Below are 26129 nucleotides of genomic sequence, written 5' to 3'. Positions count from 1 at the left end.
GAGGACTCCACCGCGGTGGTGAGCTGCGAGACGGCCGTTCCGCTCGCGGGCACCTCCAGCCGGATGGTCATCGAGTAGGAGACGCTGGGCGCCGTAGCCATGGACGGGTTACTCCTTCGGTGCTTCATATCGTGTCGTTGCCCGCGGCCCGCCGGCCGCCCGCCATCAGGCGGCGGTCCCCGCGACGTTCTCCGGGCGCAGCAGGTCGGCCAGCTTCTCGGCCGGCAACAGGCCCTTCTCCAGCACGAGTTCGGCGACGCCGCGGCCGGTGACGAGGGCCTCCTTGGCGATGTCGGTGGCGGCGGTGTAGCCGATGTGCGGGTTGAGGGCGGTGACCAGGCCGATGGAGTTCTCCACGGTCGCGCGCAGCCGCTCGGTGTTGGCGGTGATGCCGGACACGCACCGGTCGGCCAGGGTGTGGCAGGCGCGCTCGAGGTGGGTGAGGGACTCCGACAGGGAGTGCAGGATGATCGGCTCGAAGGCGTTCAGCTGGAGCTGGCCGGCCTCGGCGGCCATGGTGATGGCGACGTCGTTGCCGATCACCTCGAAGGCGACCTGGTTGACGACCTCGGGGATGACCGGGTTGACCTTGCCCGGCATGATCGAGGAGCCTGCCTGCACCGGCGGCAGGTTGATCTCGCCCAGACCGGCGCGCGGTCCGGAGGACAGCAGCCGAAGGTCGTTGCAGCTCTTGGAGAGCTTGACCGCGATCCGCTTGAGCACTCCGGACATCTGCACGAACGCCCCGCAGTCCTGGGTGGCCTCGACCAGGTTGGCCGCGGTGACCAGCGGCAGGCCGGTGATCGCCGCGAGGTGCCGGCGGGCGGCCTCGGTGTATCCGGCCGGGGCGTTCAGGCCGGTGCCGATGGCGGTGGCGCCCAGGTTGATCTCGTGGATCAGCTCGACCGCCTCGGCGAGCCGGCTGCGGTCCTCCTCGATCATCACCGCGAACGCGGAGAACTCCTGGCCCAGCGTCATCGGGACCGCGTCCTGGAGCTGGGTGCGGCCCATCTTGAGGACGTCCCGGAACTCCACGGCCTTGCCGGCGAAGGCGTCCTGGAGGACGGCCATCGCGCGGAGCAGCCCGCGCACCGCGAACACCGTGGCGATCTTCACTGCGGTCGGGTAGACGTCGTTGGTGGACTGGCTGAGGTTGACGTCCTCGTTGGGGTGCAGGTGCCGGTAGTCGCCCTTGGCGTGGCCGAGCAGTTCCAGCGCGCGGTTGGCGACGACCTCGTTGGCGTTCATGTTGGTCGACGTGCCGGCGCCGCCCTGGATGACGTCCACGACGAACTGCTCGTGCAGCTTCCCGGAGCGAATCTCGCGGCAGGCGGCGACGATCGCGGCCGCCTTCTCGGGGGCCAGCAGCCCCAGTTCCTCGTTGGCGAGCGCGGCGGCCTCCTTGACGGCGGCCAGGGCGTCGATGAGGTGCGGGTACGCCGAGATGGGGGTGCCGGTGATGGGGAAGTTCTCCGTGGCGCGCAGGGTGTGGATGCCCCAGTACGCGTCGGCGGGTACGTCCCGGTCGCCGAGCAGGTCGTGCTCGCTGCGGGTGCGGACAGTCATGGACACAACAAATCCTTGTGGGAATGCTCGGAAGCCGAGAACACCGGAAAGCCGCGCGGGACGCGGTGGCGCACCGTGGGGTGAGGCAGCGCCGGCCGGGGCCGCCGCGGTCACGGGAGACCACTCTGTACGACCGGGACTTTTAAATCCATCGGGGTTTTGCGGGATGCGCTGTGAAGCTCCGCTTCACAGCGAGGGCGGGCGCCTGGTGTACTTCTCCTGTGATTGATCCGCGCAGACTCCGGGTGCTGCGGGCGCTGGCCGAACACGGCACCGTCACCGCCGCGGCCGAGGCCCTCTACATGTCCCCGTCGGCGGCTTCGCAGCAGCTGGCCGCCCTGGAGTCGGAGGTCGGGCACATGCTCCTGGAGCGGCGGGGCCGGACGGTCCGGCTGACCCCCACGGGCGTGGTGCTGGCCACGCACGCCGGCCGCATCGCCGCACAGCTGGAGCAGGCGGAGGCCGACATGGCCGCCTGCTCGACCGGCCTGGCCGGCGAGGTGGCCATCGCCGCGTTCGCGAGTGCGATCACCGAGGTGGTGGCGCCGTCGATGGCCCGGCTGCGGGACCGCGCCCCGCAGGTGCGCATCCATGTGAAGGACGCCGAGGGGCACGCGAGCCGCCGGCTGCTCGTCGACGGCGCGGTGGACATCGCCCTCGCCGTGGAACACCGGGACCTCGTCGGCCAGAGCGGGGAGCAGCTGCTGCTCGAACCCCTCTACGCCGAGCCCTTCGACGTCGTACTGCCCTCGGGGCATCCGCAGGCGGCCGCACCCGAGCTGGCCCTGGCCGAGCTGAGCGAGGATCCGTGGGTCACGCCCTGGCCGGGCAACCCGGTGCACGACGTCGTGCTGCGGGCCTGCGAGGAGGCCGGATTCCATCCGCGATCCGAGTGCCTGGCCGACGACTCCCGGGCGGTGTGCGCCCTGGTGGCCGCCGGTGCCGGGGTGGCGCTGGTGCCCCGCTCCGCGCTGCACGGCATCACCTTCAAGGGCGCCGCCATCCGCCCGCTCAGCGGCGTCCGCCCGACCCGGCGGGTGTTCGCGGCCGTACGCAGCGGCAGCGAGGGCCATCCGCTGCTGCAAATGGTGCTGGACGCGCTCCGCGACCAGGCCGCCGCACTCGGCTCCTGACCCGCACCCCGCGTCTCAGCCGCCGGTCGCCGCGGCGTCCAGGAGCGGGCCCAGTTCGCGGGCCGCCGTGGTCAGTGGCCGGACGTCCGCCTCGGCCCGGGCCAGGATGAGGGCGCCCTCCAGGGTGCTGATCATCAGCGCGGCCAGCGCGTCCGCCCGGCCGGCCGGAACGCCCATACCGGCGAGCGCCTCGGCCAACGGAGTCCGCCAGGCCGCGAACGCGGCGGCCACCGCCTCACGGGCCGACCCGTCGGACGCCGCGCACTCGACCACGGCGGCGGCCAGCGGGCAGCACGCGACGAAGCCGTCGGCCGTGTACTCGTCGGTCCACTGGTCGGCCATCGCCGCGAACAGCGCGCTCGGGGTCGGCTCCGCGAGCCCTTCGAGAAGGCGCCCGATCCGCTGGCCGGCGTACCGCCCGGCGAAGCCGACGGCCTCGTTGACGAGCTGCTGCTTGCCGCCCGGGAAGTAGTGCTGGAGGGAGCCGCGCGGGGCGGCGGCGTGCGCCGCGACCTCGCGCATCCCGGTGGCGGCGACGCCGTCGCGCCGGATGAGCTGGGCCGCGCTGGAGACCATCCGCTCCCGCGGTCCCCGTCGCGTCTCCCCCATGGCCGACCTCCGCTTTCTCGCCGCCTCCACTCTAAGGGCGCAGCGGAACGCCATAGACGCGTTCCACGCGCAGCCGTACCACCAGCCGGCGGTCGCGGACCATCGCGGCCCGGAAGTCGTCCCAGTCGGGGTGTTCGCCCTGGACGTCCCGGTAGAGGCGGACCAGTTCCTCGACGGTGTCGTCGTGCGGGTCGCGGGCGACCGGGGTCAGCTCGGCCGTGCCCTCGGCGACGGTGTACGCCCAGCGGTCGGCGCTGGTGACGTGGTAGGAGGCGCGGGGGTCGCGGCGCAGGTTGCGGGTCTTGGCGCGGTCGTCGGTGACGGAGATCCGGATGGTCCGCTCGTCGGGGTCGTAGGCGTGGCTGACGTTGGACAGCTGGGGCCGGCCGTCGCGTTTGAGGGTCACCAGGATGCCGGCGTGTCCGGCGGAGAGGAGCGGGAGAAGGGCGTCCTGCGAGGTGTCCTGAGTCATAACGGCGTCAACGGCGCCGCGCCGCCCGCGCATTCCCCGCACCTCGTCCGAGTAGACAGTGTCTACTAATGCTGGTAGACACTGTCTACGCATGAGGACGACACAGGGCTGCGGGCCCGGCTGATCGACGCCGGGGTGGAGTTACTGGCCACCGAGGGCGCGCAGGCGCTGACCCATCACCCGGCGCGCGGGGGTCTCGCCTAGCGCTCGGCGTGCTGGTGCTCGCGGGGGTGGCGGTGGCCGGGGTGGCGGGCGGTTTGCAGCAGACGGCGCTCAATGCCGGGCCGGCCGTGGGGGTGGCCACGGCGACCGCGCTGACCGGCGCGGGCAGCGGGACGGCGCTGGGGGTGCTGGCGGCCGTGGCCGCGCTCGGGGTGCCGCTGGCGGGCCGCGACGGCGTCGTGTCGATCACACACACCGCTGATGAGCGGGCCTTGGACGGGGTTCCTGCGCGACGATGAGCACCGTGTGCGTTCCGCCGGTCACGCCGGGGCGCAGCGCGGACGACGTGAGCGGAGGAGAGCGATGGCACAGCTGCGGCAGGAAGTCGACCCGGGTGAGGCGGGGCTGGACCCGCAGGCGCTGGACCGCCTGGACCAGCACCTGGCCCGCCACGTCGACGAGGGGCGGCTGCCCGGCTATCTGCTGGCCCTGGCCCGCGGCGGCCGGGTCGCCCACCTCACCACGTACGGGAAGCGCGATGTCGCGGCGGGGCTGCCGGTGCGGGCGGACACGCTGTGGCGGATCTACTCGATGACCAAGCCGGTCACCGCCGTGGCGGTGCTGCTGCTGGTGGAGGAGGGCAGACTCGGCCTGGACGACCCGCTGGAGAAGCATCTGCCCGCCTTCGCCGCCCCGCGGGTGTACGACGGCGGGGAGGGCGCGGGGATGCGCACCCGGCCGGCCGCCGGCCCGATCCTGATCCGGCATCTGCTCACCCACACCGCGGGCCTGACCTTCGGCTTCTACCACAAGCACCCGGTGGACGCCCTGTACCGGGAGTCGGGGCTGGAGTACTCGGTGCCGCCGGGCGCGGACCTCGCCGAGACCGTCGAGGTGTACGCGCGGATGCCGTTGCAGTTCGACCCGGGGACGCAGTGGAACTACTCGGTGGCCTCCAATGTGCTGGGCCGGGTGATCGAGGTGGTCGCCGGGCAGCCGCTGGACGTGTTCTTCGCCGAGCGGATCCTCGGCCCGCTCGGCATGACCGACACCGGCTTCCACATCGTGCCGGAACAGGCGGACAGGCTGGCCGAGTTGTACCGGGAGACCGACGAGGGCGGGATCACCCCGGTGGCGGGGCTGCCGGTGCACGGCCGGCCGCGGTTCCTGTCCGGCAGCGGCGGTCTGGTCTCCTCGGCGTACGACTTCCACCGGTTCATGGAGATGCTGCGCCGGGGCGGCGAACTGGACGGTGTGCGGCTGCTGTCCGCGGACACGCTCGCCCTCATGACGAGCAACCGGCTGCCCGGCAACGCCGTCCTGCGCGAGTTCGGCGCCCCCACGCACCGGGAACCCGGCAACGACGGGCTCGGCTTCGGCTTCAACGTCTCCGTCGTGACCGACCCGGCCCGCACCCTGGCCCCGTCCAGTGCCGGCACCTACGGCTGGACCGGCGCGGCCACCACCGCGTTCTGGGTCGCGCCCCGCCAGGATCTCACCGTGCAGTTCATGACCCAGCTGCGGCCGAAGGGCCTCAAGGTCTTCCCGGAGCTGCGGCGGCTGGTGCACGCGGCGGTACGGGGCTGAGCCCGGCCGGCCGTCAGACCACGTTGGTCTCCGGGCGTGCGGCGCCGGCCGCGAACCGGTCGGCGCTCAGCGGGCGGACGTCCAGGAACGGGGTGCGGCCCAGGTAGAGGTCGCGGACCAGCTCGCCCACGGCCGGGCCCTGGAGGAAGCCATGGCCGGAGAAGCCGGTGGCGTACAGGAAGCGGGAGACCGAACCCGCCTCGCCGATCAGGGCGTTGTGGTCGGGCGTCACCTCGTACAGGCCCGCCCAGCCGCCGGTGCGGCGCAGCTCCAGCAGGGCGGGGGCGCGCTGCTCCATCGCCGCGCACAGCCCGGGGATCCAGCGGTCGTGGGTGCCGGTGGCGAAGCCCGGTGTCTCGTCCGGGTCGGACATGCCGAGCAGCAGGCCCGGGCCCTCCCGGTGGAAGTAGAGGCTGGTGGTGAAGTCGATGGTCATCGGCAGCGTCGGCGGCAGGTCCCGCACCGGCTCGGTGACGGCGATCTGCCGGCGCAGCGGCCGTACCGGCAGCTCGACCCCCACCAGTGCGCCGAGCGCCCGCGACCAGGCGCCGGCGGCGCAGATCACCGTGCCGGTCTCGATGCGGCCGCGGGTGGTGGCGACGGCGGTGATCGTGGTGCCGCGCAGTTCGATGCCGGTGACCTCGGTGCGGCGCAGGATGCGGGCGCCGCGGGCGCGGGCGGCGGTGGCGTACCCGCGGACGACGGCCTCCGGGGTGCAGTGGCCGTCGTCGGGTGAGTAGGCGGCGGCGAGCAGCCCGTCGGTGCGGATCAGCGGGGACAGCCGGCGGGCCTCCTCGGGGGTGATCAGCCGGCTCGGCACCCCGAGGGAGTTCTGCAACCGCACGCCCGCCTCGAACGACGCCACCTGTTCGGGGGTGGACAGCAGGAAGAGATAGCCGACCCGGTGCAGTCCGATGTCGTGCCCGGTCTCCCGCTCGAACCGGGCGAAGGCGGCCAGGCTGCGGGCGCCGAGCCGGATGTTCAGCTCGTCGGAGAACTGCGCCCGCACCCCGCCCGCGGCCTTGGAGGTGGAGCCGGCCGCGAGGTCGTCCCGCTCCACGAGGACGACGTCCGGCACTCCGGCGCGGGCGAGGTGGTAGGCGATGCTCGTGCCCATCACCCCGCCGCCGACGATGACCACCCGGGCTCTGGGCTTCACGCCGCCTCCTTCACCGCGCGGATCGCTGTCGCCCAGGGATCCTGTCCCGCCGGCCGCGCCCCGAACCGGCGCACCGGGTCAGGAACCGTGGCCGACCGCGTCCAGGTGCGGCAGATGGTGGTCCATCCGCTCCCGCTTGGTCCGCAGATAGGTGATGTTGCTCTCGCACGGCTCGATCAGCAGCGGCACCTGCTCGGCGACCTGGACGCCGTGCCGGACCAACGCCTCCCGCTTGCGCGGGTTGTTGGACATCAGCCGCACCGAGCGCACCCCGAGGTCGTGCAGGATCTGTGCCGCCACGCCGTAGTCGCGGGCGTCGACGGGCAGGCCGAGGGCGAGGTTCGCCTCCACCGTGTCCAGGCCCTCCGCCTGGAGCGCCATGGCGCGCAGCTTGGCCAGCAGTCCGATACCGCGGCCCTCGTGGCCCCGCAGGTAGACGACGACGCCGCTGCCCTCGGCCACCACCGCGCGCAGCGCCGCCTCCAGCTGGTCCCCGCACTCGCAGTGCCGGGAGCCGAACGCGTCCCCGGTCAGGCACTCCGAGTGCAGCCGGGTCAGGACGTTCTCGGTGCCGATCTCGCCGTACACGAGGGCGACTTGTTCGTCGCCGCGGTCGTGGTCCAGGTAGCCGATCGCCTGGAATTTCCCGTACGCCGTGGGCAGGGGCGCATTCACGACGCGTTCCGCTCCGGAACGCCGCGGGGACTTCGTGTTGAGGACGCCGAGGGTGACACCGGTGTTTTCTGTCATGATCTGATTCCTAAGCAGAGACGAAAGGCCGTGAAGAAGATGAGTGGTTCGGGCGCGCGGGCGGCAGACGGGGCGGCGTACGGGGTGCTGCCGTCGGACACCACCGAGGACGTACGGGCGCGGGGGGCGGGCGGCTCAGCACAGGTCGCCGTCCTTCCCGTCGGCGCTTACGAACAGCACGGCCCCTACCTTCCGCTGGCGACGGACACGCTGGTCGCGTGTGCCGTGGCGCGGGAGATCGCGGCCGCGTACCCGGTGCACCTCCTTCCTCCGGTGACCGTCGGCTGCTCGCACGAGCACGCCGGCTGGCCGGGAACGGTCAGCATCTCGGCGGTGACCCTGCACGCGGTGGTGCGGGACATCGCGGACTCGCTGCGCCGCTCGGGCGTCGAGGCGCTCGTCGTGGTCAACGGGCACGGCGGGAACTACGTGCTCGGCAACGTCGTCCAGGAGGCCTCCGCGCGGGGCGAGAAGGCGGCGCTGTTCCCGGCGGCGGAGGACTGGGAGACGGCACGGGAGCGGGCCGGGGTGGTCACCTCGCTGCTCACCGACATGCATGCCGGGGAAATCGAGACGTCCATTCTGCTGCACGCTCATCCCGAATTCGTCCGTCCTGGTTACGAGTCCGCCGATTTCACCGCCGACGACCGGCGTCATCTGCTCACCGTGGGAATGTCCGGCTATACCGCGTCGGGTGTCATCGGCCGTCCTTCGCTGGGGTCCGCGGAAAAGGGGAAGGAACTGCTGGCGAGCCTCGCCGAATCGTTCGCGCCGTATTTCGCATTGCTCACCGCGCCGTCGGCCGCCGGCTCGGACGGGGCGGTGGAATAGCGGCGCAGTCCGCCGTACCAGCGCGCGAGGAGGACACCGGCGCCGGGCAGGCTCGCCACCAGGCTGAGGACGCCGTAGACGACGGCCACGGCGACGCCGGTGCTCGCGCCGAGCCCGGCGGCGCCGAACGCCCAGGCGGTGACGCCCTCGCGGGGGCCGAACCCGCCGACGTTCAGCGGCAGGCCCATGGCGGCCAGGGCGAGGACGGCGAGCGGCATCAGCACCGCGACCGGAGCGGGACAGCCGGCGACCCGGGCGGCGACGACGAACACCGCCAGATGTCCGGCCAGGACGACCGCGGATGACAGGGCCACCCAGGGTCCGCCGGGCCGGGACAGCAGCCCCTGGCGGACCTCGCTCAGCGCGCTGCGCAGGGCTCCGCCGCGGCCGGGGGCGCGGTTCATCCGTACCGCGAGGGCGATGGCGAGGGCGCCTGCGGCGGCCAGGGCCAGCAGCGGGGCCAGGCCGCGGGCGGTGGCGCGGACCGGGGACGGCAGGGTCAGCAGTACCGTCGCGCCGACCACGGTGAGCGCGAGCTGTCCGGCGACCCGTTCCAGTACCACCGCCTTCACACCGCGCCGCAGGTCGCCGGCGCTCTGTCCGTGCCGTACCGCCCGGTGCACATCGCCCAGGATGCCGCCGGGCAGGGCCGCGTTCAGGAACAGCGCGCGGTAGTAGTCGGCCACGGCGGATCCCAGGGGCAGCCGGATGTCCAGGGCACGGGCGACCAGCTGCCAGCGCCAGGCGCTGCACACGGTGGTGAGCGCGCCGATGCCGAGGGCGGCCAGCACGGTGGCGAGGTCGATGCGGCGCAGGCCGTCGAGGAGCGGTCCGGTGCCGAGCCGCCACAGCAGCAGCGTGACGAGGGCCAGGCCGGCGGTGGTGCCGAGGTGCCGGCGCAGCGTACGGCTGTTCAGAGGCCGGCGGGTTGCGGCCGGTTCGGGGCGCCGCTCGCCGTGCGGTGCCGCTGCCACGGTGCGGTGGCTCGCCACCGCCGTCCGCGTGCTCATGGCGTGCCGTCCGTCGGGCGGGGCAGGGCCAGCAGGTCGCTGTGGTGGACCACGGCCCGCAGCTCGCCGGCCGCACACGCCGCCAGGCGCGCCTGGAGGTAACGTTCCGCCCGCTGCCGCAGCTCGGGGCGCTGCTCCACCGCCGCGCCCACCCAGCCGCGCAGCCACTGCTCGGTCAGCGCGGCGTGTTCGGGGCCGAGTCGCCAGGGGCTGGGCCGCAGATGGACCGTCGCGCCGCGTGCGGCGAACGCCTCGCAGGCCGCGGTCACCGCGTCCGGGCCGAGCATCCCGGTGCGCCGCTGGTGGGCGTTGAACGCCTCGGTGATCTCCGTGTCCAGCGGGTCGGCGGGGGTGAGTTCGACGCGTCCGACGACGGACAGGGTGAGCAGCGCCGGGCAGCCGGCCGCCGTACAGGCGTCGGCGAGGGTGTCCAGCTCGTCGCGGGTGAGGACGTCGAGCAGCGCGGAGGCGGTCACCAGCGAGGCACCGGCCAGCGCTTCCGGGGTGAGCCGGGCCACGTCGGCGAGCCGGGTCTCGACGGTGACCCGGCTGCCGTCGGCCGCCGCGGTCGGAGTGGCCACGGCCGCGAAGTGCAGCAGGTAGGGGTCGCGGTCGTGCAGGATCCAGTGCTGGGCGCCGGCGAGCCGGGGGGCGAGCCAGCGGCCCATCGAGCCGGTGCCGCAGCCCAGGTCGTGCACGGCCGCTCCGCCGCTCCCGCCGGGCCCGGCGGCCGGCCGGTCCCGGAGCAGGTCGAGCAGTTCCGGCGCCCGGGCGGCGGCGTCGGCCGGTTCGCGCAGCCGCAGCCACTCGGGGGCGTACCGCGGCGGCTCGTCGGGGGCGCTGTCCCGCAGTCGTACGGTCTCCCGCTCGCCGGTGCGGGGCACCGGCCCGGCGCCCGCGACGACCGGCAGCTCCAGAGGTACGACCTCGGTCTTCGGGGTGTTCATGCCGCCCTCCTCGGGCTGGTGGGGAGGTGGCCGAGCACTCCGGCCAGGCTGCGCGCGGTGGCGGCCCAGCCGCCGAGGGCCGAACGACGGCCGCGGGCGGCCTGCTTCAGCCGGCGGCGTACGTCGGGCTCGCCGAACCAGCCGCGCAGTTCCGCGGCGAGCGCGGCGGGGTCCGCCGGGGGGACGAGGATGCCGGGCACACCGCCGTCGGGGGCGCGGCCGACCGCCTCGGGCAGTCCGCCGACGTCGGTGGCGAGCACCGGGATGCCGCGGGCGAGCGCCTCGGTGACCGCCATGCCGTAGGTCTCGGCGTGCGAGGGGAGCACCATCAGGTCGGCTGCGGCGTAGTGGGCGTCGAGGTCGGCGCCGGCGCGCGGGCCGGTGAGGCGCAGCCGGCCGGCGAGGCCGTACCGGTCGATGAGGGTCCGCAGCCGGGCGACGTACTCGGGGTCGTGGCCGAGGCCGCCGACGCACTCACAGGTCCACGGCAGGTCCCGTACCGCCGCCAGCGCCTCGATCAGCAGGTGCTGGCCCTTGCGCGGGGTCACGGAGGCCACGCACAGCAGCCGGGAGACGCCGTCGGTGCCGGGGGCGACGGGGGCGATGTCGGCGCCGGGCGCGGCCAGGTGCACCCGGTCGGGGGCGAGCCCGTGGTGGGCGACGAGGCGGCGGACCGCCCAGTCGCTGGTGGCGACGACGGCGGGGACCGCGCGCAGCACGGCCCGCTCGCGGGTGTCGAGTTCGGCGGCGACAGCCGGGTCCAGGCCGGTCTCGTCGCCGAGCGGGAGGTGCACGAGGACCGCGAGGCGCAGGCGTTCGGCCGCGGGCACGACGAGCTCGGGGACGCCGCAGGCGACCAGCCCGTCGAGCAGCACGACCGAGTCGTCCGGCAGCTCCCGCAGGGTGCGGGCGAGCCGGTCGCGGGCGGCGCCGTCCGGGCGCGGCCAGCCGCCGGGGAGCGGGTGCCGGGTGACCTGCCAGCCGAAGCCGGGCAGGTCCAGGCAGACCCGGCGGTCGTAGACGTTGCCGCCGCTGGGGGCGGCCGGGTCGTCCACGCCGCCGGGCAGCACGAAGTGCACGGTGCGCAGGGACATCGGGATGATCCCGGGGTCCTGGGCGGCGGGGGGCCGCGCGTGCGGGCGGGGCGGTGCCGGCCGCCGTACGGTCAGGTCGGTCACAGGGCACGCTCGTAACTCGCCCAGGCGATGTGCGACTCGTGCAGGGTGACGGTGAGACCGGCGATGCCCCGGGCGCCCTCGCCGAGGGCGCCCTTGTGGACGCGTTCGGCGAGCCGGTCGGCGATGACCTTGGCGAGGAACTCGGTGGAGGTGTTGACCCCGGCGAACGCGGGCTCCTCGTCCAGGTTGCGGTAGTTCAACTCGGCGACGACCGCGCCCAGTTCCTTCGTGGCCAGGCCGATGTCGACCACGATGCCGTCCTCGTCCAGCTGGGCGCGGCGAAAGGTCGCGTCGACGAGGAACGTGGCGCCGTGCAGTCGCTGCGCGGGCCCGAACACCTCGCCGCGGAAGCTGTGGGCGATCATCAGGTGATCGCGGACGGTGATGCTGAACAACGGACGACCCTCCAGGTGCGGCGCGTCTGGTCCCCCTGCCCTTGCCCGCCGGGGGATGCCGTGTAGTACGGCTCTTCGCTTCCCCGTGTTCAGCCTCTCTCACCCTTTTTCCTCAGGTCAGGCGCTGCTCTTCGGCCCGGTCAGCCCGCTTGCGGATAGCGGATGCGGTGGCACAGGGCGGGGATCTCGCCGGCGGCCAGCCGCGGCAGCACCTCCGGGAGCTGTTCGAAGCCGCTCTCGCCGGTGATGAGCGCGTCCAGTGCCGGGTCGGCGAGCAGGTCGAGGGCGAGGGCCATCCGCTCGGCGTAGCCGCGGCCGGGCCGGGCGGCCGGGGAGACCGTGCCGACCTGGCTGCTGCGCACGGTGAGCCGGCGGGAGTGGAAGGCCTCGCCGAGCGGCAGGGCCACCCGCCGGTCGCCGTACCAGCTCAGTTCCACCACTGTGCCCTCGGGGGCGAGGAGTTGCAGGGCGCGGTCGAGGCCGGCCTCGGTGGCGCTGGCGTGGACGACGAGGTCGCAGTCGCCGAGGGCGTCGGCGGGGGTGGCGAAGTCGACGCCGAGCGCCGCGGCGGTCGCGGCGCGGGCCGGGTCGGCGTCGACGAGTTGCAGCCGTACGCCGGGGAAGCGGGCCAGCAGCGCGGCCACCGAGCAGCCCACCATGCCGCCGCCGACCACCGCGATCCGGTCGCCGATCAGGGGCGCGGCGTCCCACAGGGCGTTCACGGCGGTCTCCACGGTCCCGGCGAGCACGGCCCGTTCGGCGGGCACGGCGTCGGGTACGACGGTGACGGCGCTCGCGGGGACGACGTACCGGCTCTGGTGCGGGTACAGGCAGAAGACGGTACGGCCGAGCAGCGCGGCCGGGCCCTCCTCGACCACGCCGACGCTGAGATAGCCGTACTTCACCGGGCCGGGGAAGTCGCCCTCCTGGAACGGGGCGCGCATCGCCGCGTGCTGACTCTGCGGCACCTGGCCGCGGAAGACGAGCGTCTCGGTGCCGCGGCTGACACCGGAGTACAGGGTGCGGACCAGGACCTCGTCCGCGGCGGGCGCTTCGAGGGTGAGGTCGCGCAGCTCGCCGTGGCCCGGCGAGCGGAGCCAGAAGGCGCGGGCCGTACGGTTCACCGGCGTTCTCCGCAACGGTTCATCGGTGTCTCCTGAACGATCGGGAAGTGGTTCACGTACCGAGAAGTGCACAGGCCGCGCACAGTACGCGGCGTTGATCGACTCTGTCACTCGGCCGGAGGGTGTGCGGTGGCCCTGAACAACACATATGACGCGAGGTCGCAGCAGGAGACCGCGGTGGGAGCGGGCGTCCAGATCCTGCTGCTGGCCCTGCTCGGCACGGCGATCGGCATGGGGCCGGCCGGCTGGCTGACGGGGCTGGCGTTCGCGTTCGCCACCTGGGCGGTGCTCTCCCGTGCGCTGCACCGGTCCCGGCTCAGCTCCTTCGGCGCCGCGAACCGGGTCACACTCGGCCGGGCCACGCTGGTCGGCGGGGTGACCGCGCTGGTCGCGGACTCCTTCGAGAGCGCACCGCCGGTGACGCTGCTGGTCGCCCTGACCGCCGTGGCCCTGCTGCTCGACGGCGTGGACGGCAAGGTGGCCCGGCGCACGGGCACCGCGACCGCGCTCGGCGCGCGCTTCGACATGGAGGTCGACGCGTTCCTGATCCTGGTGCTGAGCGTGTACGTCGCCATGCAGCTCGGCCCGTGGGTGCTGCTGATCGGCGGGATGCGGTACGCGTTCGTCGCCGCGGCCCGGGTGGCGCCCTGGCTGAACGCCCCGCTGCCGCCGTCCTTCGCCCGCAAGACCGTCGCGGCCGTCCAGGGTGTCTGCCTGCTGCTGGCGGGCGCGGAGCTGCTGCCGCGGGCGGTGAACCTCACGGTCGTACTGCTGGCGCTGGGCTCGTTGGTGTGGTCCTTCGGCCGGGATGTGCGCTGGCTGTGGCGGACCTCCCGGGCAGCGGTCCGAGCGTCGGCCCCGGAGCCGCGCCTGGAGCCGCTGGTGCCGGCGGCGCGTTGAGTCCTACGGCGACGGCCGGGCCCGTTCCCTCCTGCGAGGGGACGGGCCCGGCCGCCTGCTACCGTCCGGCAGCCGGTGTCACGGCCGCGCGGACCGGGTCCGTACGATCGCGAAGACCGCGCCGGCGAGGCCCAGCACACCGGCGATCAGACCGGCGATGCCCAGCCCGCGGGCGGTGGAGTCACTGCTGCCGGACGCCGTGGCCCGGGCGGCAGCGGTCCTGGCGGGGGCGGGGGCGGCGCTCGGGTCACCGGCCGTCAGTTTCAGCACCGGCGCCGGGTTCTCCGGCTCGTCGCCGCCGGACGGCTGCTCGATCCAGCGGACGACCTTGCCGTCGGAGTAGGTTTGCAGCGTCTTGAAGACCAGCGTGTCGGTGTCGTCCGGGAGCTGGCCGAAGGCGACGTCGAAGTCCTCGTACTGGCCGGGGCCGATCCTGCCGCCCGTGAAGGTGATCGCGGAGGCGGCCTCGGTGATGGTGCCGTCGTCCGTCTTGACCGGCTTCTTGAGCTTGCTGGTGGTGACCTTGGCGGTCCAGCCGTCCTGCGGGTGCACCAGGACACCGAGGACGGGGTGGTCGGTGGGCAGGAACACCTGGACCTTGGTGGTGGCGGCGGTGTCCTCCTCGTTGGGCACGCGCAGGGTGAGCAGCCCGTCGGTGGCTCCCTTGGCGTAGCTCTCGGGGTGCACGGTGACATGCGCGGCGGCGGCACCGGCGGCGCACAGGACCGCGCCGGCGGCCAGGGCGGTCACGGTGCCGGCCCGGCGGAGGGTGATACGGCTTGCGGACATGGGGGATCGATCTCCGTACGAGTGTCGGGTGAGGTGTCTGGTCAGACCGGGTACGGGATCGGGGCCGGCGGTCCGCGGCGGTGCACGGTGTGCCGCAGCCGGAGGCGGCGCACGGGCCCGGGACCGGTGAACGCGCGCGGCACGGGCCCGCGGGCGGCCGGCAGCGGGGCGTCCCGCCACCAGGCGACGAGGCCGGGAAGGAGCGTGCCGGCCCGGCGCAGCAGCGACCACAGCGCGGCCTCGCCCCGCCACAGCCACCAGGAGGCGGCCAGCGCGGCGAGCAGATGGGCGGCGGTGGCCGGGGCGACGGTGTGGGCGTGCGGGGCGGCCACGCCGTGGGCGTGCATGGCTGCCATGGGGGCGGCGCCCCTGCCCCGGTGGGCGGCGTCGAAGCCGAGGTGGAGCCCCGCCTGGGTGAGCAGCATGGCCGCACCGATGCCGGGCAGGGACCGCTCCCGTCCACCGAGCGTCCAGCCGAGCCCGAACACCGCGCCGAAGGCGGCCGCGTCGGCACCGAGCGGCGGCAGGTCGCCCATGGCGAGGCCGTGCCCGGCGGCAGCGAGCAGCACGCACACCGCGGCGAACACCACGGCGCGCAGGGCTCTCACCGCCGGCGACGCGCTCATGACGAGGCATCCTCCCACGGTCGCCTGATACGCAGGCCAGCCCCCGACCGTTCACCACGGCCGACCGAACGGCGGCGATCCGTGTTCCTCAGCACACCGCCACGCCCCGGCCGACTCACCCTGCCGCCGTCCGCGAGCGGCTACCCCAAACCCCGGCGCCACCGACACCGACACGGCTCACCGAGGTGGCCAACCGCCGCCTCGGCCAGGCCCGGCGGGCGACAGCGGAACGGCACCCGACCCGACCCGCACCGCTCCTGGCACCGGAACGCACCCCGCCGGCTCGCCAACAGCCACCCGCCAGAGCACGGGGGAGCCGGCGCCGACACGGACCGCCGGGTGGCCGACCGCCGCCCCAGGCCCGGCCGTCGGCAGCGGAGCGGCACCCGACAGGAAACGCCCCCGCCTACCGGACCGGCACCGGTCCCAGTGCTCGGGCGTAGCCCGCCGGCTCACCCGCCGACGTGACCGACCGCCACCTCGGGCCCGGCGGGCCACAGCGCAACGGCACCCGACACGAACCGCCGGACCAACCCGCCCACCGGACCGGCACCCGTCTTGGTGCCCGGGCGTAGCCCGCCGGCTCGCCCGGCGACGACCGCCCGCGGCCACCCGTCAGAGCCCACCAGCGCCAGCGCCGGCACCGACCGGCGGGTGGCCGGCCGCTGCCTCCAGCCCGGCCGGCGGCAGCGGAACGGCAGCCGGCAGGGAACCGCTCCCGCCTACCGGACCGGCGCCGGGGTGTAGCCCGCGGGGCGGGTGGTGAAGGTGCCTCGGCCCTGGGTGCGGCTGCGTAGGCGGGTGGCGTAGCCGAACAGCTCGGCCAGGGGGACGCGCGCCGTCAGGACGGCCGTACCGGCGCGGGTCGTGGAGCCGGTGACCCGGCCGCGGCGGGCGGCCAGGTCGCCGAGGACCCCGCCGACCGCGTCCTCCGGCACGCTGACGGTGACGTCCGCGACCGGTTCCAGCAGGACCGCCGCGCAGTCGCGCAGCGCCGCGCGGAGCCCGAGCCGGCCGGCGGTGCGGAAGGCCGTGTCGGAGGAGTCCTTCACATGGGTGGAGCCGTCGGTCAGGGTGACCCGCAGCCCGGTCACCGGGTGCCCGCCGAGGGGTCCCTCGGCGAGCGCGTCCCGGCATCCGGCCTCCACCGCGCGGATGTACTCCTGCGGCACCCGGCCGCCGACCACCGCCGACCGGAACGCGAACCCGGTGGCGCCGGCCTCCGGGCCGAGCGGCTCCACGTCGAGGACGACATGCGCGAACTGCCCTGCTCCGCCGTCCTGTTTGACGTGCCGGTACACGAACCCTCGCACCCCGCGCACGACGGTCTCGCGGAAGGCGACCCGCGGCCGGCCGACGACGGCGTCCGGGCCGCCGTCGCGGCGGATCTTCTCCACCGCGACCTCCAGATGGAGTTCCCCCCGGCCGGACAGCACGGTCTGCCCGGTCTCGGCATCGATGCGCACCACCAGCGAGGGGTCCTCCTCCGCCAGCCGCGCGAGCGCCGCCGTGAGCCGGCCGGTGTCGGTGCTGCGGCGTGCCTCGACCGCCACGGACACCACGGGCTCGGCGGCCGCCGGCGGTTCCAGCAGCAGCGGCGCGCCGGGGTCGCAGAGCGTGGCACCGGCCCGGGCCGTCTTCACCCCGGCGAGCGCGACGATGTCCCCGGCGACGGCCCGTTCGAGCCGGTCGTGCCGGTCGGCCATGACGCGCAGGATCCGCGCCACGCGCTCGGTGCGGCCGGTGCCCGGGTCCCACACGGTGTCCCCCTGTTCGATCGTGCCCGAGTAGACGCGCACATGGGCCAGGCGCCCGGTGGTGTGCGCGTTCACCTTGAACACCAGCCCCGCGAACGGCGCTCGCGGGTCGGCGGCCCGCCGCTGCTCGGTGCCCTGATGTTCACCGCGTACGGCGGGCACGTCCAGCGGGGAGGGCAGATAGTCCACGACCGCGTCCAGCAGCGGTTCGATGCCACGGTTGCGGTAGGCGGAGCCGCACAGGACGACCACGCCGTCGCCGCTGCGGGTGAGGTCGCGCAGGGCGGTGGTGAGGGTGGCGGCGGAGAGGGTCTCGCGGTCGCAGAACTCCTCCAGCGCGGCCGGGTGCCGTTCGGCGACCGCCTCCTCCAGCGCCCGGCGCCGTCGTACCGCCTCCTCCCGCAGTTCCTCGGGCACCGGACCGCGCACCGCCGTACCCTCGCCCGCGGGCCAGACCACGGAGCGCATCCGGACCAGGTCCACCACGCCGGTGAAGCCGTCCTCCGCGCCGATCGGCAGCTGGACGACGAGCGGGGCGGGGTGCAGCCGGTCGCGGATCGAGGCGACGGCCCGGTCGAGGTCGGCGCCCGCGCGATCCAGCTTGTTGACGAAGGCGATTCTCGGTACGCCGTGCCGCTCGGCCTGCCGCCACACCGACTCGCTCTGCGGCTCGACCCCGGCGACGGCGTCGAAGACGGCGATCGCCCCGTCCAGGACCCGCAGCGAGCGCTCGACCTCGTCGGCGAAGTCGACATGTCCGGGGGTGTCGATGAGGGTGATGCGGTGGCCGTCCCAGGCGCAGCTCACCGCGGCGGCGAAGATGGTGATGCCGCGGTCGCGTTCCTGCGGGTCGAAGTCGGTGACGGTGGTGCCGTCGTGCACCTCGCCCCGCTTGTGGGTGGTGCCCGTCGCGTACAGGATCCGCTCGGTGACGGTGGTCTTGCCGGCGTCGACGTGGGCGAGGATGCCGAGGTTGCGGACGGTGGCGAGGGTGCTGGTGTGCGTACGCACGGCGCGGTGCCTTTCGAAAGGGTGGTGCTGGAAAGGGGCAGCGCGATGTCCCGTGGGCCGGGTGGCGGACGGTGACGGTACGGCGAACGCCGTAAGGTCGCCGAAAGGTCGCCGGAAGGTCAGTGCGGCGGCACGGGAATCCGGTGCCGGCCGCGCAGCGGGCACCGGAGGGCCGAGGACACCAGGATCACCTCGGACCGCGAAGGGGGAACGACGACGACGGTACGGTCACGCACGTCCGGCTCCCCTCGGTCCTCGACTGGTCTGATGCGCGACGCCGGGGTGTGAACGGGCCGGCGGTGCGCGGTACTTCGCCGAGTCTAGGAAAAAGGAGCGGACGCCGCGTACCGGTTTTCCGTGCCGGGCGGCGTCCGCGGGGGTGTCGGAAGGCTCAGGCCCGGCGGGCGGAGCTGAGGATCATGTACGGGGCGAGGGCGGACGCGCTGACCCGCTCGGCCTCCGGGGCGGCCGGGGTATCCGTGACGGGCTCGGGGAAACCGGCCTTGGTGTACAGCTCGGTGTAGGCGGACAGCGGACGGTAGTAGCAGCCGGTGGTGACGGGGGTGCCGTCGAGCTGGCGCAGGACGGTGGGCACGGGGTCGCCCTCGGCGTAGGAGACGCCGGCGTCGCCGTACCGGAGGGTGGAGAACTCCTCCCCCACCGCGGCGGGGTTGAGGTCGGCGAGGACGTAGGGCGCGCCCGGGCGGAGCACGCGGTGGATCTCGGCGGTCAGTGCGGCGAGCCGGGCGGAGTCGGCGTCGGTGCAGTAGACCAGGCAGCACACGGCCGCGTCGATGCTGGCGTCCGGGATCCAGTCCAGGGAACGGCCGTCGAAGAGGCGGTAGTCGACGCGCGGGTGGGGGCGGTCGGCGCGGGCGATGTCCAGCATGTGCCTCGAGGGGTCGACGCCCTGCACCGACCAGTCGCCGGCCTGCGCCAGTTCGAGGGAGAGCGCGCCGGTGCCGCAGCCGATGTCCAGCACCGTGGCGCCGGGTCCCGGACAGGGGCCGACGCGGTCCAGCACGGTGGGGAAGATGAGCTGCCGGGCCAGGCGCATGTCGCGGTCGCGGTAGGCGGCTGCCGCGTCGGGGGTGTCCCAGACGAGCGGCTGCTGCGGGTCGGGAGCGGTCATGGTCCTGTCCTCCAGATGTGTCGGGCCGCTGCCGCGGCCATGGGCAGGGGCGGCGACGCGCTGGGGGCATGGCGGCTGGGCCTCGACACCGCCCGTGGGTGGCGGGGCGTCGCGCGGGGTCTCGGAGCGGGCAGGTGCGGGGCGCCGGGCGACCGGGGTCGGTGGACGGTGCGAGGTGGCCGGCGGGGCGCCTTCGGCATCGTAACGGATCTTCTGCGGCGGCACCCCGCCGTCGCGTCGGGCGGCGCGTCCTGTCAACTTCCTGCCAGCGGAAGGGGTTTGATGATCAGTCGTGTGTCAGCGACCGCACCGGTGTACCGGCGAGGAAGGCGGCGATGTCCTCCACCGCCTGCGTGTAGAAGGTGCGGTAGTTGCGCTCGGTGACGTATCCGAGGTGCGGGGTGGCGAGCACGTTGGGCAGGGAGCGCAGGGGGGCGTCGGCGGGCAGCGGCTCGGTGTCGAAGACGTCGAGACCGGCTCCGGCGATCCAGCCCTCGCGCAGGGCGCGCAGCAGGGCCTGCCGGTCGACGATGGCGGCGCGGGAGGTGTTGACGAGGTAGGCGTGCGGGCGCATGGCGCGCAGTTCCGGCTCGCCGATCAGGCCGCGGGTGCGGTCGGACAGCACGAGGTGGACGGAGACGAAGTCGCTGCGGCCCAGCAGGTCCTCCTTGCTGTCGGCGAGCCGGGCCCCGGCGTCGGCGGCGCGCTCGGCGGTGAGGTGTTCGCTCCAGGCGAGGACGTCCATGCCGAAGGCGGTGGCGACGCGGGCGACCCGGGAGCCGATCTTGCCGAGTCCGAGCAGGCCGAGGGTGCGGCCGTGCAGGTCCTGGCCGACGGTGGACTGCCAGGGGCCGCCCTCGCGCAGGGCCCGGTGTTCGGCGGTGAGGTGCCGGGCGAGGCCGAGGAGGAGCGCCCAGGTCAGCTCGACGGGCGGGGTGGGGCTGCTGGCGGTGCCGCAGACCGTCACTCCCTTGGCCGCGGCCGCGGCCAGGTCGATGGAGGCGTTGCGCATGCCCGTGGTCACCAGCAGGCGCAGCCGGGGCAGCCTGTCCAGCAGGTCCGCCTCGAAGGGGGTGCGTTCCCGCATGGCCACGACGATCTCGCAGTCGGCGAGCGCGGCGACGAGTTCGTCCCGGTCGGTGATGTGCTCGCGGAGCGTGCGCACCTCGACCCGGTCGGCGAGCGGACTCCAGTCGGCCAGGTTCAGGGCGGCACCCTGGTAGTCGTCCAGCACGGCACAGTGGATGGTCATGCGGGCATTCTGCCTGCCCTGCGATCACCCCCGGCCGCCCCGGGGGTCAGGTGAGCGGGCGGCCCAGGGTGAGGTTCCAGCGGTGGGCTCGGCCGGTGAACTCGACCGTGTGCAGGGGGCGTACGTCGATCCGCCAGAAGGCGGACTCGGGGGCTGCCAGCAGCCGGACGGTCGCGGCGCGTACGACGTCCGGTTCGACCACCGCGAGGGTCCGGCCGGTGAAGTCCGCGGCCCGGTCCAGCCAGGCGGCGACCCGTGCGCACAGCTCGTGCACCGACTCCCCGCCGTGCGGGGCGGACGCCGGGTCGGTCAGCCACCGGGCCACCGCGTCCGGTTCGGCGGCCGTCACCTCCTGAAGGGTCCGGCCGCGCCAGCGGCCCATGCCGGCACCGGCCAGTTCGGCGGTCTCGGTGGCGTTCAGGCCGAGTGCGGCCGCCGTGTGCCGGCAGCGCTCGGAGGGGGACACCAGGGCCCGCTCGGCGCGCGGAAGGCCGGCCGCCGCCGCGCGGGCACGGTCCGCCGCGGCCGGGTCGAGCGGTCCGGAGTCGTCGAAACGCGCCTCGCGCAGGTCCGCGTTCATGGCGGGTGAGATCAACACCACTCGGCTTGTCATGCGGGCGCTCTCCTCGTCGTACGGTCCTGCCGGCACAGGGAGTTCATGGAAGGCCGTGGCCCGCGGGGCGCACGTCCACGCTCATGATCACAGGCGGTCGGGAGGACATCGGCGCGGCCCGGGTTCGCTGAGCGATGCCGACGCACCTGCGAACCGCTCCGCCCGGATCAGTCGGCGGGCTCCGGGGCGGGCGTGGCCTCCTGCCACACCGTGTGGAAGGCCAGGCGCAGGCAGGTCGCGAGGGCCGGGTGCTCGATGAAGAGCGTGGTGGTGGTGCCGGCGCCGGCCACCGGGTCCGGCATGTCGCACAGCACCAGGGAGGCGTCGGCGATGACGAGCTTCAGCGGCAGGTCGGGGGCGAAGCGGGCCTCCTCCCCCGCGGCGGCGAAGCGGCTCACGTGCTCCCGCGTGCCGGGGTCGGTCAGCGCCTCGTCCAGGTAGATCGCCCGGACCGTGCCGCCCGCCCGGTGCAGCCGGCGGACCACCGCGATGCCCTCGGTGTTCTCGGCGGGGGCGACGAACGGCGGTTTGCAGAAGGTGAGCAGTTCGTGCCGGGCCTGCCGCTGGATGTCGGCGAAGCGTTCGGCGATCGCCTTCGGGTCGCGCAGGATCTCGATGTAGTCCAGCGGATCGGTGTGCGCCCGCCCCTGCGACCACAGGGGTTGCAGCAGGCCGGCGAGCCCCTGCGAGACCCGTTCCAGCCGCTCAACCGACTCCCGCTGAACGGTCATCAGCCGGGACAGCGCCAGCTCCGGTGTGACGGCCGAGTAGGTGGCCACACGCCCGGGGTGGGCGGTGGCCAGTTGTCTGCGTACCAGCGCGTCCAGTACGTCGTAGACGCGTTGGCGTGGCACGTCGGCCTCGCGTGCCACCTCGGCGGCGGTGTAGGTGCCGCGCCTGATAAGTGTGAGGTAGACCCGTGCCTCGTACCGGGGCAGGCCCAGCGACATCAGGTCGTTGACGGTGGTGTCCTCCAGCTCCATGGCTGCACAAGGTACCCGTCGGCGCGGTGGCGTCCAGGCCAAGGTTTTACCAACTGGCCCTGTTCTCACCGGCGAAGTGTCCATAGGCTCCTCATAGCCACCACTGACCGGGGTGGCAGCAAGCACCAAGCCCGAATCCGACTCCGCCCGGCCACCCCCAACGGAAAGCGGTTGTCATGCGCATGACACTGCGATCCGGCCGTCGGTGCGGAGTCACCCATCCCCCCACGGAGGGCAGTTCATTGCGTTCTCAGCGCAGAAGGAAGCCGATCCACCGCAGCGCGCCCGCGCTGCTGTCCGCGGCGGCCCTGATCACCGGCGGCCTCGCCGTCGCCGCCCAGTCGTCGGCCTTCGCGACCACGAGCACCGCGTCGACCACGACCGCCGCGGTCGCCACCGCGCACACCCACCGGCTCTGCTCCGAGCCGAGCAAGCCGGGCTACATGGCGTGCGAGGCGGTGGTGCGCACCGACCTGAAGGCCAACAGGACCCTCGGCCGCCACGACACCCCCAAGGGCTTCGGCCCGGCCGACCTCCAGTCCGCCTACCACCTGCCCAAGGACGGTGGCAAGGGCGCCACCGTCGCGATCGTCGACGCCAACGACGACCCGAACGCCGAGAAGGACCTCGCGGCCTACCGCTCCCAGTACGGCCTTCCGGAGTGCACGACGGGCAACGGCTGCTTCAAGAAGATCGACCAGGACGGCGGCACCAACTACCCAGCGCCGGACGCCGGTTGGGCCGGTGAGATATCGCTCGATGTGGACATGGTCAGCGCGGCCTGCCCGCAGTGCCACATCCTGCTCGTCGAGGCCAAGTCCGCCAACATGGAGGACCTCGGCGCGGCCGTGAACCAGGCGGTCAAGCAGGGCGCCAAGTACGTGTCCAACAGCTACGGCGGCAGCGAGGCGTCCGACGACGCCACCGCCGACGACTCGTACTTCAAGCACCCCGGTGTCGCCATCACGGTCAGCTCCGGCGACAGCGGCTACGGCGTCGAGTACCCGGCCGCGTCCCCGTACGTGACCGCCGTCGGCGGCACCTCGCTCAAGAAGGACAGCAGCACCCGCGGCTGGTCCGAGTCCGTCTGGGGCACCTCCGCCGGCGGTGACGGCGCGGGCTCCGGCTGCTCGAGTTACGAGGCGAAGCCGTCCTGGCAGAAGGACACCGGCTGCGGCAAGCGCAGCGTCGCCGATGTCGCGGCCGTGGCCGACCCGGCCACCGGTCTCGCCGTCTACGACACCTACCAGTCGGGCGGCTGGAACGTGTACGGCGGCACCTCCGCCTCCGCGCCGTTCATCGCCGGTGTCTACGCCCTCGCGGGCACCCCGGGTTCCGGTGACACGCCGGCCTCCTACCCCTACGCCCACCCGGACCAGCTGAACGACGTCGGTGACGGCGCCAACGGGTCCTGCGACTCCTACCTGTGCAAGGCAGGCAAGGGCTACGACGGCCCGACGGGTCTCGGCACCCCCAACGGTGTCGCCGCCTTCACCAAGTAACCCCTGACACCACCGTGTCCGCTGCGCCCCGCCGGCCGTCCGGCGGGGCGCAGTGCTGCGGCGGGTGCCTCAGCCGGTGATCCGGACGGGCAGTTCGGACAGGCCGCGCATGACGATGTTGGGCACCCGGGGCGGTGCCTCGGTCAGCAGCTCCATGTCCAGGGCGGTCAGGGCGGAGACCGCGGCCTGGGCGGTGAGCCGGGCCAGCGGCGCGCCGACGCAGAAGTGGATGCCCAGGCCGAAGCCGAGATTGCGGCCGGCCGGCCGGTCCAGCCTCAGCTCGTCGGGGTCCTCGTGGACCGCCGGGTCGTGGCTGGCCGCACCGATCAACAGCATGACCTGCTCGCCCGGCTGGACCGTCTGCCCGGCGATCTCGGCCTCGGCCAGGGCGACCCGGGAGATCATCTGCACGGGCGCGTCGAAGCGCAGCATCTCCTCCACCGCGCCCGGCACCTGCTCCGGGTGGGCGCGCAGCCAGTCCCGCTGGTCGGGGCGGCTCAGCAGGGCGAACATGCCGTTGCCGATCAGGTTGACGGTGGTGGCGTAGCCGGCCGACAGCAGCAGGGTGCAGGTGACCTCCAGCTCGTGCGGGGTCAGCGTGTCCCCGCCCTCCTCGGCGGCGACCAGCTCGCTGATCAGGTCGGTGCCCGGCGCCGCGCGGCGCTGCTCGGCCAGCTCGCCGATGTACTGGTACAGCTCGGCACGGGCGGCGTCCCGCCGGGCGACCTCCTCCGGACCGAGCAGGAAGCTGGGGTCCAGGCCGCGGGCGATGTCGGCGGACAACTCGTCGAAGCGGGCGGCGTGTTCGGCGGGGACGTCCAGCAGCGCGTTCTGCATCCGGCCGGGCAGCGGGTGGGCCACCGCGCGCATCAGGTCCACGGGGCCGTCGCCGGCCTCGGCGCGGGCGGTCTCGATCAGCTCGCGGACGATCCGCTCGGCGGTGACGCGCATCCGGTCCACCTGGCGGGCCGCGAACGCCTTGCTCACCAGGGCGCGGATCCGGGTGTGCTCCGGCGGGTCGGCGAAGATGAACGGCCGGACCACCGAGCCGTCGGCCTCGTGACGGAAGTGGTCGGCGACGGTGGCGCCGTCGCCCCAGCCGAACCGCTGGTCGCGCAGCACGGCCGAGCACGCCTCGTGCCCGGTCACCGCCCACAGGCCCAGCGGGGTGCGGGTCACCGGACCCTTCTCCCGGATCTGCGCGTAGACCGGGTAGGGGTCGGCCAGGAAGGCCGGGTCGAAGGGGTCGAAGGGCAGCAGCTGGGCAATGAAGGCCGGGTCGAGCTGGGGTGCTTCGGTCATGGCGGGCGGTTCCCAACTCCGCGCGGGACACGGTCGCCGCGCGGGACGTCTCTCGTCTCGGTTCGATGGGGGGTGTGGGGGGTGTCGGGGGCCGTGCCGGGAGTCAGCCCACGGCGACGGGGGTGAAGGTCACCGGCAGCTGGTCCAGGCTGTTGGCCACCAGGCTCGGCGTCCAGGTCAGCTGCTCCTCGGGAACGGCCAGCCGGAGGTCGTCGAAGCGGTCGAACAGGGTGCGCAGCGCGATCCGGGCCTTGAGCCGGGCCAGCGGGGCGCCGATGCAGAAGTGCGTGCCGTGGCCGAGCGCCAGGTGCCGGGAGGCGTCGCGGTGGATGTCCAGCGTCTCCGGGTCGCTGAACTGGGCGGCGTCGTGGTTGGCCGCGGCCAGCGAGATCATCACGTGCTCGCCCGCCCTGACCTTCGCGCCGCCCAGCTCCATGTCCTCCGTGGCGAAGCGGTAGACCACGGTGAAGACCGGGCTGGTCAGCCGGAGCAGTTCCTCGACGGCCGGGCCGAGCAGCTCGCGGTCGGCCTTGACCTCGGCGAGCTGCTCGGGGTGGCGCAGCAGCGCGAGGATGCCGTTGGACAGCAGGTTGATGGTGGTCTCCGCGCCGGCCAGGAGCAGCAGCATGACCGTGGAGCGGATCTCCAGGTCGGCGAGGGCGTCGCCGTCCTCGTTGGCCTGCACCAGACCGGATATGAGGTCGTCGCCGGGGTGGGCCCGGCGCTGCGCGGTGAGGTCGGTCAGGTACGTCTCGAACCAGCCGACCGAGGCGACGACCTCCTCCGGGGTGGAGGAGTTGCCCAGGCCGACGAAGATGTAGGTGTTGCGCTCGAACTCCTCGATGTCGGCCAGCGGGACGCCGAGCATCTCGTAGAGCACCGTGGAGATCAGCGGTGAGATGAACGCGTCCTTCAGGTCGGCGGTGCCCTTCTCCGCGACGGCGTCGAGCAGTTCGTCGCTGATCTGCTGGATCCGGGTGCCGAGGTCGGCGACCCGGCGCGGGGTGAACGCCTTGGACACCAGTCGGCGCAGCCGGGTGTGCTCGGGCGGGTCGGCGAGGTTCATGTGCTGGTTGAGGATGGACTTGCGGCCGTCGTAGCCGAGGGAGGGCCACAGTTCGGGCAGCGCGTTGTCGAGGTTCTTGCTCAGCTTGCGGTTGTTCAGCGCGGCGAGCGCGTCCTCGTACCGGGTGACCATCCACACCGGGTTGCCGTCGGGCAGCAGCAGCTGTTCGACCGGGCCCGGTTCGGGCAGCCCGGGCGCCCAGGGGCGGGGGCCCGCCGTGGCGCCGGCGTGCGCGGGGCAGCCGGTGGCCACGTCTCCGTCGGGGTTCGGCAT

The 26129-nt window shown here is 73.9% G+C and carries 24 protein-coding genes and 1 pseudogene; 6 read left to right on the top strand and 19 right to left on the bottom strand.

Annotated elements, in window-relative coordinates:
• Positions 1 to 165: 165 nt before the first annotated feature.
• Positions 166 to 1566, bottom strand: coding sequence for an aspartate ammonia-lyase (gene aspA / locus ACWCV9_RS13340; RefSeq protein WP_450786241.1), 1401 nt, complete (start codon positions 1564 to 1566; stop codon positions 166 to 168).
• Positions 1567 to 1787: 221 nt separating this feature from the next.
• Between aspA and ACWCV9_RS13335 the strand changes: the two genes are divergently transcribed.
• A complete protein-coding gene (locus ACWCV9_RS13335; RefSeq protein WP_450786240.1) occupies positions 1788 to 2699 on the top strand; it encodes a LysR family transcriptional regulator in 912 nt (303 codons plus the stop codon).
• Positions 2700 to 2714: 15 nt separating this feature from the next.
• Here ACWCV9_RS13335 and ACWCV9_RS13330 read toward each other — a convergent pair whose 3' ends face one another.
• Entirely contained in the window at positions 2715 to 3308 is a 594-nt protein-coding gene (locus ACWCV9_RS13330) for a TetR/AcrR family transcriptional regulator (RefSeq protein WP_450786238.1), read from the bottom strand.
• A 31-nt stretch (positions 3309 to 3339) separates the two neighbouring features.
• On the bottom strand, positions 3340 to 3780 hold the full coding sequence (locus tag ACWCV9_RS13325) for a PPOX class F420-dependent oxidoreductase (RefSeq protein ID WP_450786236.1): 441 nt from the start codon (positions 3778 to 3780) through the stop codon (positions 3340 to 3342).
• 212 nt (positions 3781 to 3992) lie between these two features.
• On the opposite strand from ACWCV9_RS13325, the gene ACWCV9_RS13320 reads away from it, so the two are divergent.
• Positions 3993 to 4241: a hypothetical protein gene (locus ACWCV9_RS13320; protein ID WP_450786234.1), complete on the top strand. Its 249-nt coding sequence runs from the start codon at positions 3993 to 3995 to the stop codon at positions 4239 to 4241.
• Between the two features lie 64 nt (positions 4242 to 4305).
• Complete coding sequence (locus ACWCV9_RS13315) at positions 4306 to 5529, top strand: serine hydrolase domain-containing protein (protein WP_450786233.1); 1224 nt, start codon at positions 4306 to 4308, stop codon at positions 5527 to 5529.
• A gap of 13 nt (positions 5530 to 5542) precedes the next feature.
• Here the strand turns inward: ACWCV9_RS13315 and ACWCV9_RS13310 are convergent, their stop codons facing one another.
• Together ACWCV9_RS13310 and ribA are read right to left on the bottom strand one after the other, a co-directional pair.
• Positions 5543 to 6688 (bottom strand): NAD(P)/FAD-dependent oxidoreductase, encoded by a 1146-nt coding sequence (locus ACWCV9_RS13310; RefSeq protein ID WP_450786231.1) that lies wholly within the window; start codon positions 6686 to 6688, stop codon positions 5543 to 5545.
• Between the two features lie 78 nt (positions 6689 to 6766).
• The gene (ribA, locus tag ACWCV9_RS13305; protein WP_450786229.1) at positions 6767 to 7438 is read right to left on the bottom strand and encodes a GTP cyclohydrolase II; all 672 of its coding nucleotides are present in this window, start codon (positions 7436 to 7438) and stop codon (positions 6767 to 6769) included.
• Positions 7439 to 7477: 39 nt separating this feature from the next.
• Here ribA and ACWCV9_RS13300 point away from each other — a divergent pair, with 39 nt between their 5' ends.
• Positions 7478 to 8269: a creatininase family protein gene (locus ACWCV9_RS13300; protein ID WP_450786261.1), complete on the top strand. Its 792-nt coding sequence runs from the start codon at positions 7478 to 7480 to the stop codon at positions 8267 to 8269.
• A 53-nt stretch (positions 8270 to 8322) separates the two neighbouring features.
• Here ACWCV9_RS13300 and ACWCV9_RS13295 read toward each other — a convergent pair.
• From ACWCV9_RS13295 to ACWCV9_RS13275, 5 genes and pseudogenes are all read right to left on the bottom strand, one after another.
• Positions 8323 to 9279, bottom strand: a pseudogene (locus ACWCV9_RS13295) (lysylphosphatidylglycerol synthase transmembrane domain-containing protein); the annotation flags it as partial.
• Entirely contained in the window at positions 9276 to 10226 is a 951-nt protein-coding gene (locus tag ACWCV9_RS13290; protein WP_450786227.1) for a hypothetical protein, read from the bottom strand. The pseudogene ACWCV9_RS13295 and the gene ACWCV9_RS13290, both read right to left, overlap by 4 nt.
• A complete protein-coding gene (locus ACWCV9_RS13285; RefSeq protein ID WP_450786226.1) occupies positions 10223 to 11404 on the bottom strand; it encodes a glycosyltransferase family 4 protein in 1182 nt (393 codons plus the stop codon). Before ACWCV9_RS13285 ends, ACWCV9_RS13290 begins: the two co-directional genes overlap by 4 nt.
• Positions 11401 to 11799: a 6-pyruvoyl trahydropterin synthase family protein gene (locus tag ACWCV9_RS13280; protein ID WP_450786225.1), complete on the bottom strand. Its 399-nt coding sequence runs from the start codon at positions 11797 to 11799 to the stop codon at positions 11401 to 11403. The genes ACWCV9_RS13285 and ACWCV9_RS13280 overlap by 4 nt, the downstream gene beginning before the upstream one ends.
• Before the next feature lie 140 nt (positions 11800 to 11939).
• On the bottom strand, positions 11940 to 12923 hold the full coding sequence (locus ACWCV9_RS13275; RefSeq protein ID WP_450786223.1) for a zinc-dependent alcohol dehydrogenase: 984 nt from the start codon (positions 12921 to 12923) through the stop codon (positions 11940 to 11942).
• Between the two features lie 129 nt (positions 12924 to 13052).
• Between ACWCV9_RS13275 and ACWCV9_RS13270 the strand changes: the two genes are divergently transcribed.
• Positions 13053 to 13823 (top strand): CDP-alcohol phosphatidyltransferase family protein, encoded by a 771-nt coding sequence (locus ACWCV9_RS13270; RefSeq protein WP_450786222.1) that lies wholly within the window; start codon positions 13053 to 13055, stop codon positions 13821 to 13823.
• 78 nt (positions 13824 to 13901) lie between these two features.
• Here ACWCV9_RS13270 and ACWCV9_RS13265 read toward each other — a convergent pair whose 3' ends face one another.
• The 7 genes from ACWCV9_RS13265 to ACWCV9_RS13235 form a co-directional block, all read right to left on the bottom strand.
• Complete coding sequence (locus ACWCV9_RS13265; protein WP_450786220.1) at positions 13902 to 14612, bottom strand: YcnI family protein; 711 nt, start codon at positions 14610 to 14612, stop codon at positions 13902 to 13904.
• Positions 14613 to 14653: 41 nt separating this feature from the next.
• Positions 14654 to 15238, bottom strand: a complete 585-nt coding sequence (locus ACWCV9_RS13260) for a hypothetical protein (protein ID WP_450786218.1) — start codon at positions 15236 to 15238, stop codon at positions 14654 to 14656.
• A 722-nt stretch (positions 15239 to 15960) separates the two neighbouring features.
• Positions 15961 to 18006, bottom strand: a complete 2046-nt coding sequence (gene fusA / locus ACWCV9_RS13255; protein WP_450786216.1) for an elongation factor G — start codon at positions 18004 to 18006, stop codon at positions 15961 to 15963.
• 391 nt (positions 18007 to 18397) lie between these two features.
• Positions 18398 to 19138 (bottom strand): class I SAM-dependent methyltransferase, encoded by a 741-nt coding sequence (locus tag ACWCV9_RS13250; RefSeq protein WP_450786215.1) that lies wholly within the window; start codon positions 19136 to 19138, stop codon positions 18398 to 18400.
• 286 nt (positions 19139 to 19424) lie between these two features.
• Entirely contained in the window at positions 19425 to 20390 is a 966-nt protein-coding gene (locus ACWCV9_RS13245; protein WP_450786213.1) for a D-2-hydroxyacid dehydrogenase family protein, read from the bottom strand.
• A 46-nt stretch (positions 20391 to 20436) separates the two neighbouring features.
• A complete protein-coding gene (locus tag ACWCV9_RS13240; protein ID WP_450786211.1) occupies positions 20437 to 21003 on the bottom strand; it encodes a histidine phosphatase family protein in 567 nt (188 codons plus the stop codon).
• 167 nt (positions 21004 to 21170) lie between these two features.
• Entirely contained in the window at positions 21171 to 21986 is an 816-nt protein-coding gene (locus ACWCV9_RS13235) for a TrmB family transcriptional regulator (protein ID WP_450786210.1), read from the bottom strand.
• 242 nt (positions 21987 to 22228) lie between these two features.
• On the opposite strand from ACWCV9_RS13235, the gene ACWCV9_RS13230 reads away from it, so the two are divergent.
• Positions 22229 to 23488, top strand: a complete 1260-nt coding sequence (locus tag ACWCV9_RS13230; protein WP_450786209.1) for a S53 family peptidase — start codon at positions 22229 to 22231, stop codon at positions 23486 to 23488.
• 69 nt (positions 23489 to 23557) lie between these two features.
• Here ACWCV9_RS13230 and ACWCV9_RS13225 read toward each other — a convergent pair whose 3' ends face one another.
• Together ACWCV9_RS13225 and ACWCV9_RS13220 are read right to left on the bottom strand one after the other, a co-directional pair.
• Positions 23558 to 24790: a cytochrome P450 gene (locus ACWCV9_RS13225; protein ID WP_450786207.1), complete on the bottom strand. Its 1233-nt coding sequence runs from the start codon at positions 24788 to 24790 to the stop codon at positions 23558 to 23560.
• Between the two features lie 103 nt (positions 24791 to 24893).
• On the bottom strand, positions 24894 to 26129 hold the full coding sequence (locus ACWCV9_RS13220) for a cytochrome P450 family protein (RefSeq protein WP_450786205.1): 1236 nt from the start codon (positions 26127 to 26129) through the stop codon (positions 24894 to 24896).

The sequence above is a fragment of the Streptomyces sp. NPDC001606 genome, assembly GCF_053596835.1.
Note: the sequence above shows the minus strand (reverse complement) of the source record. Positions and strands in the feature narration are given on the sequence as shown.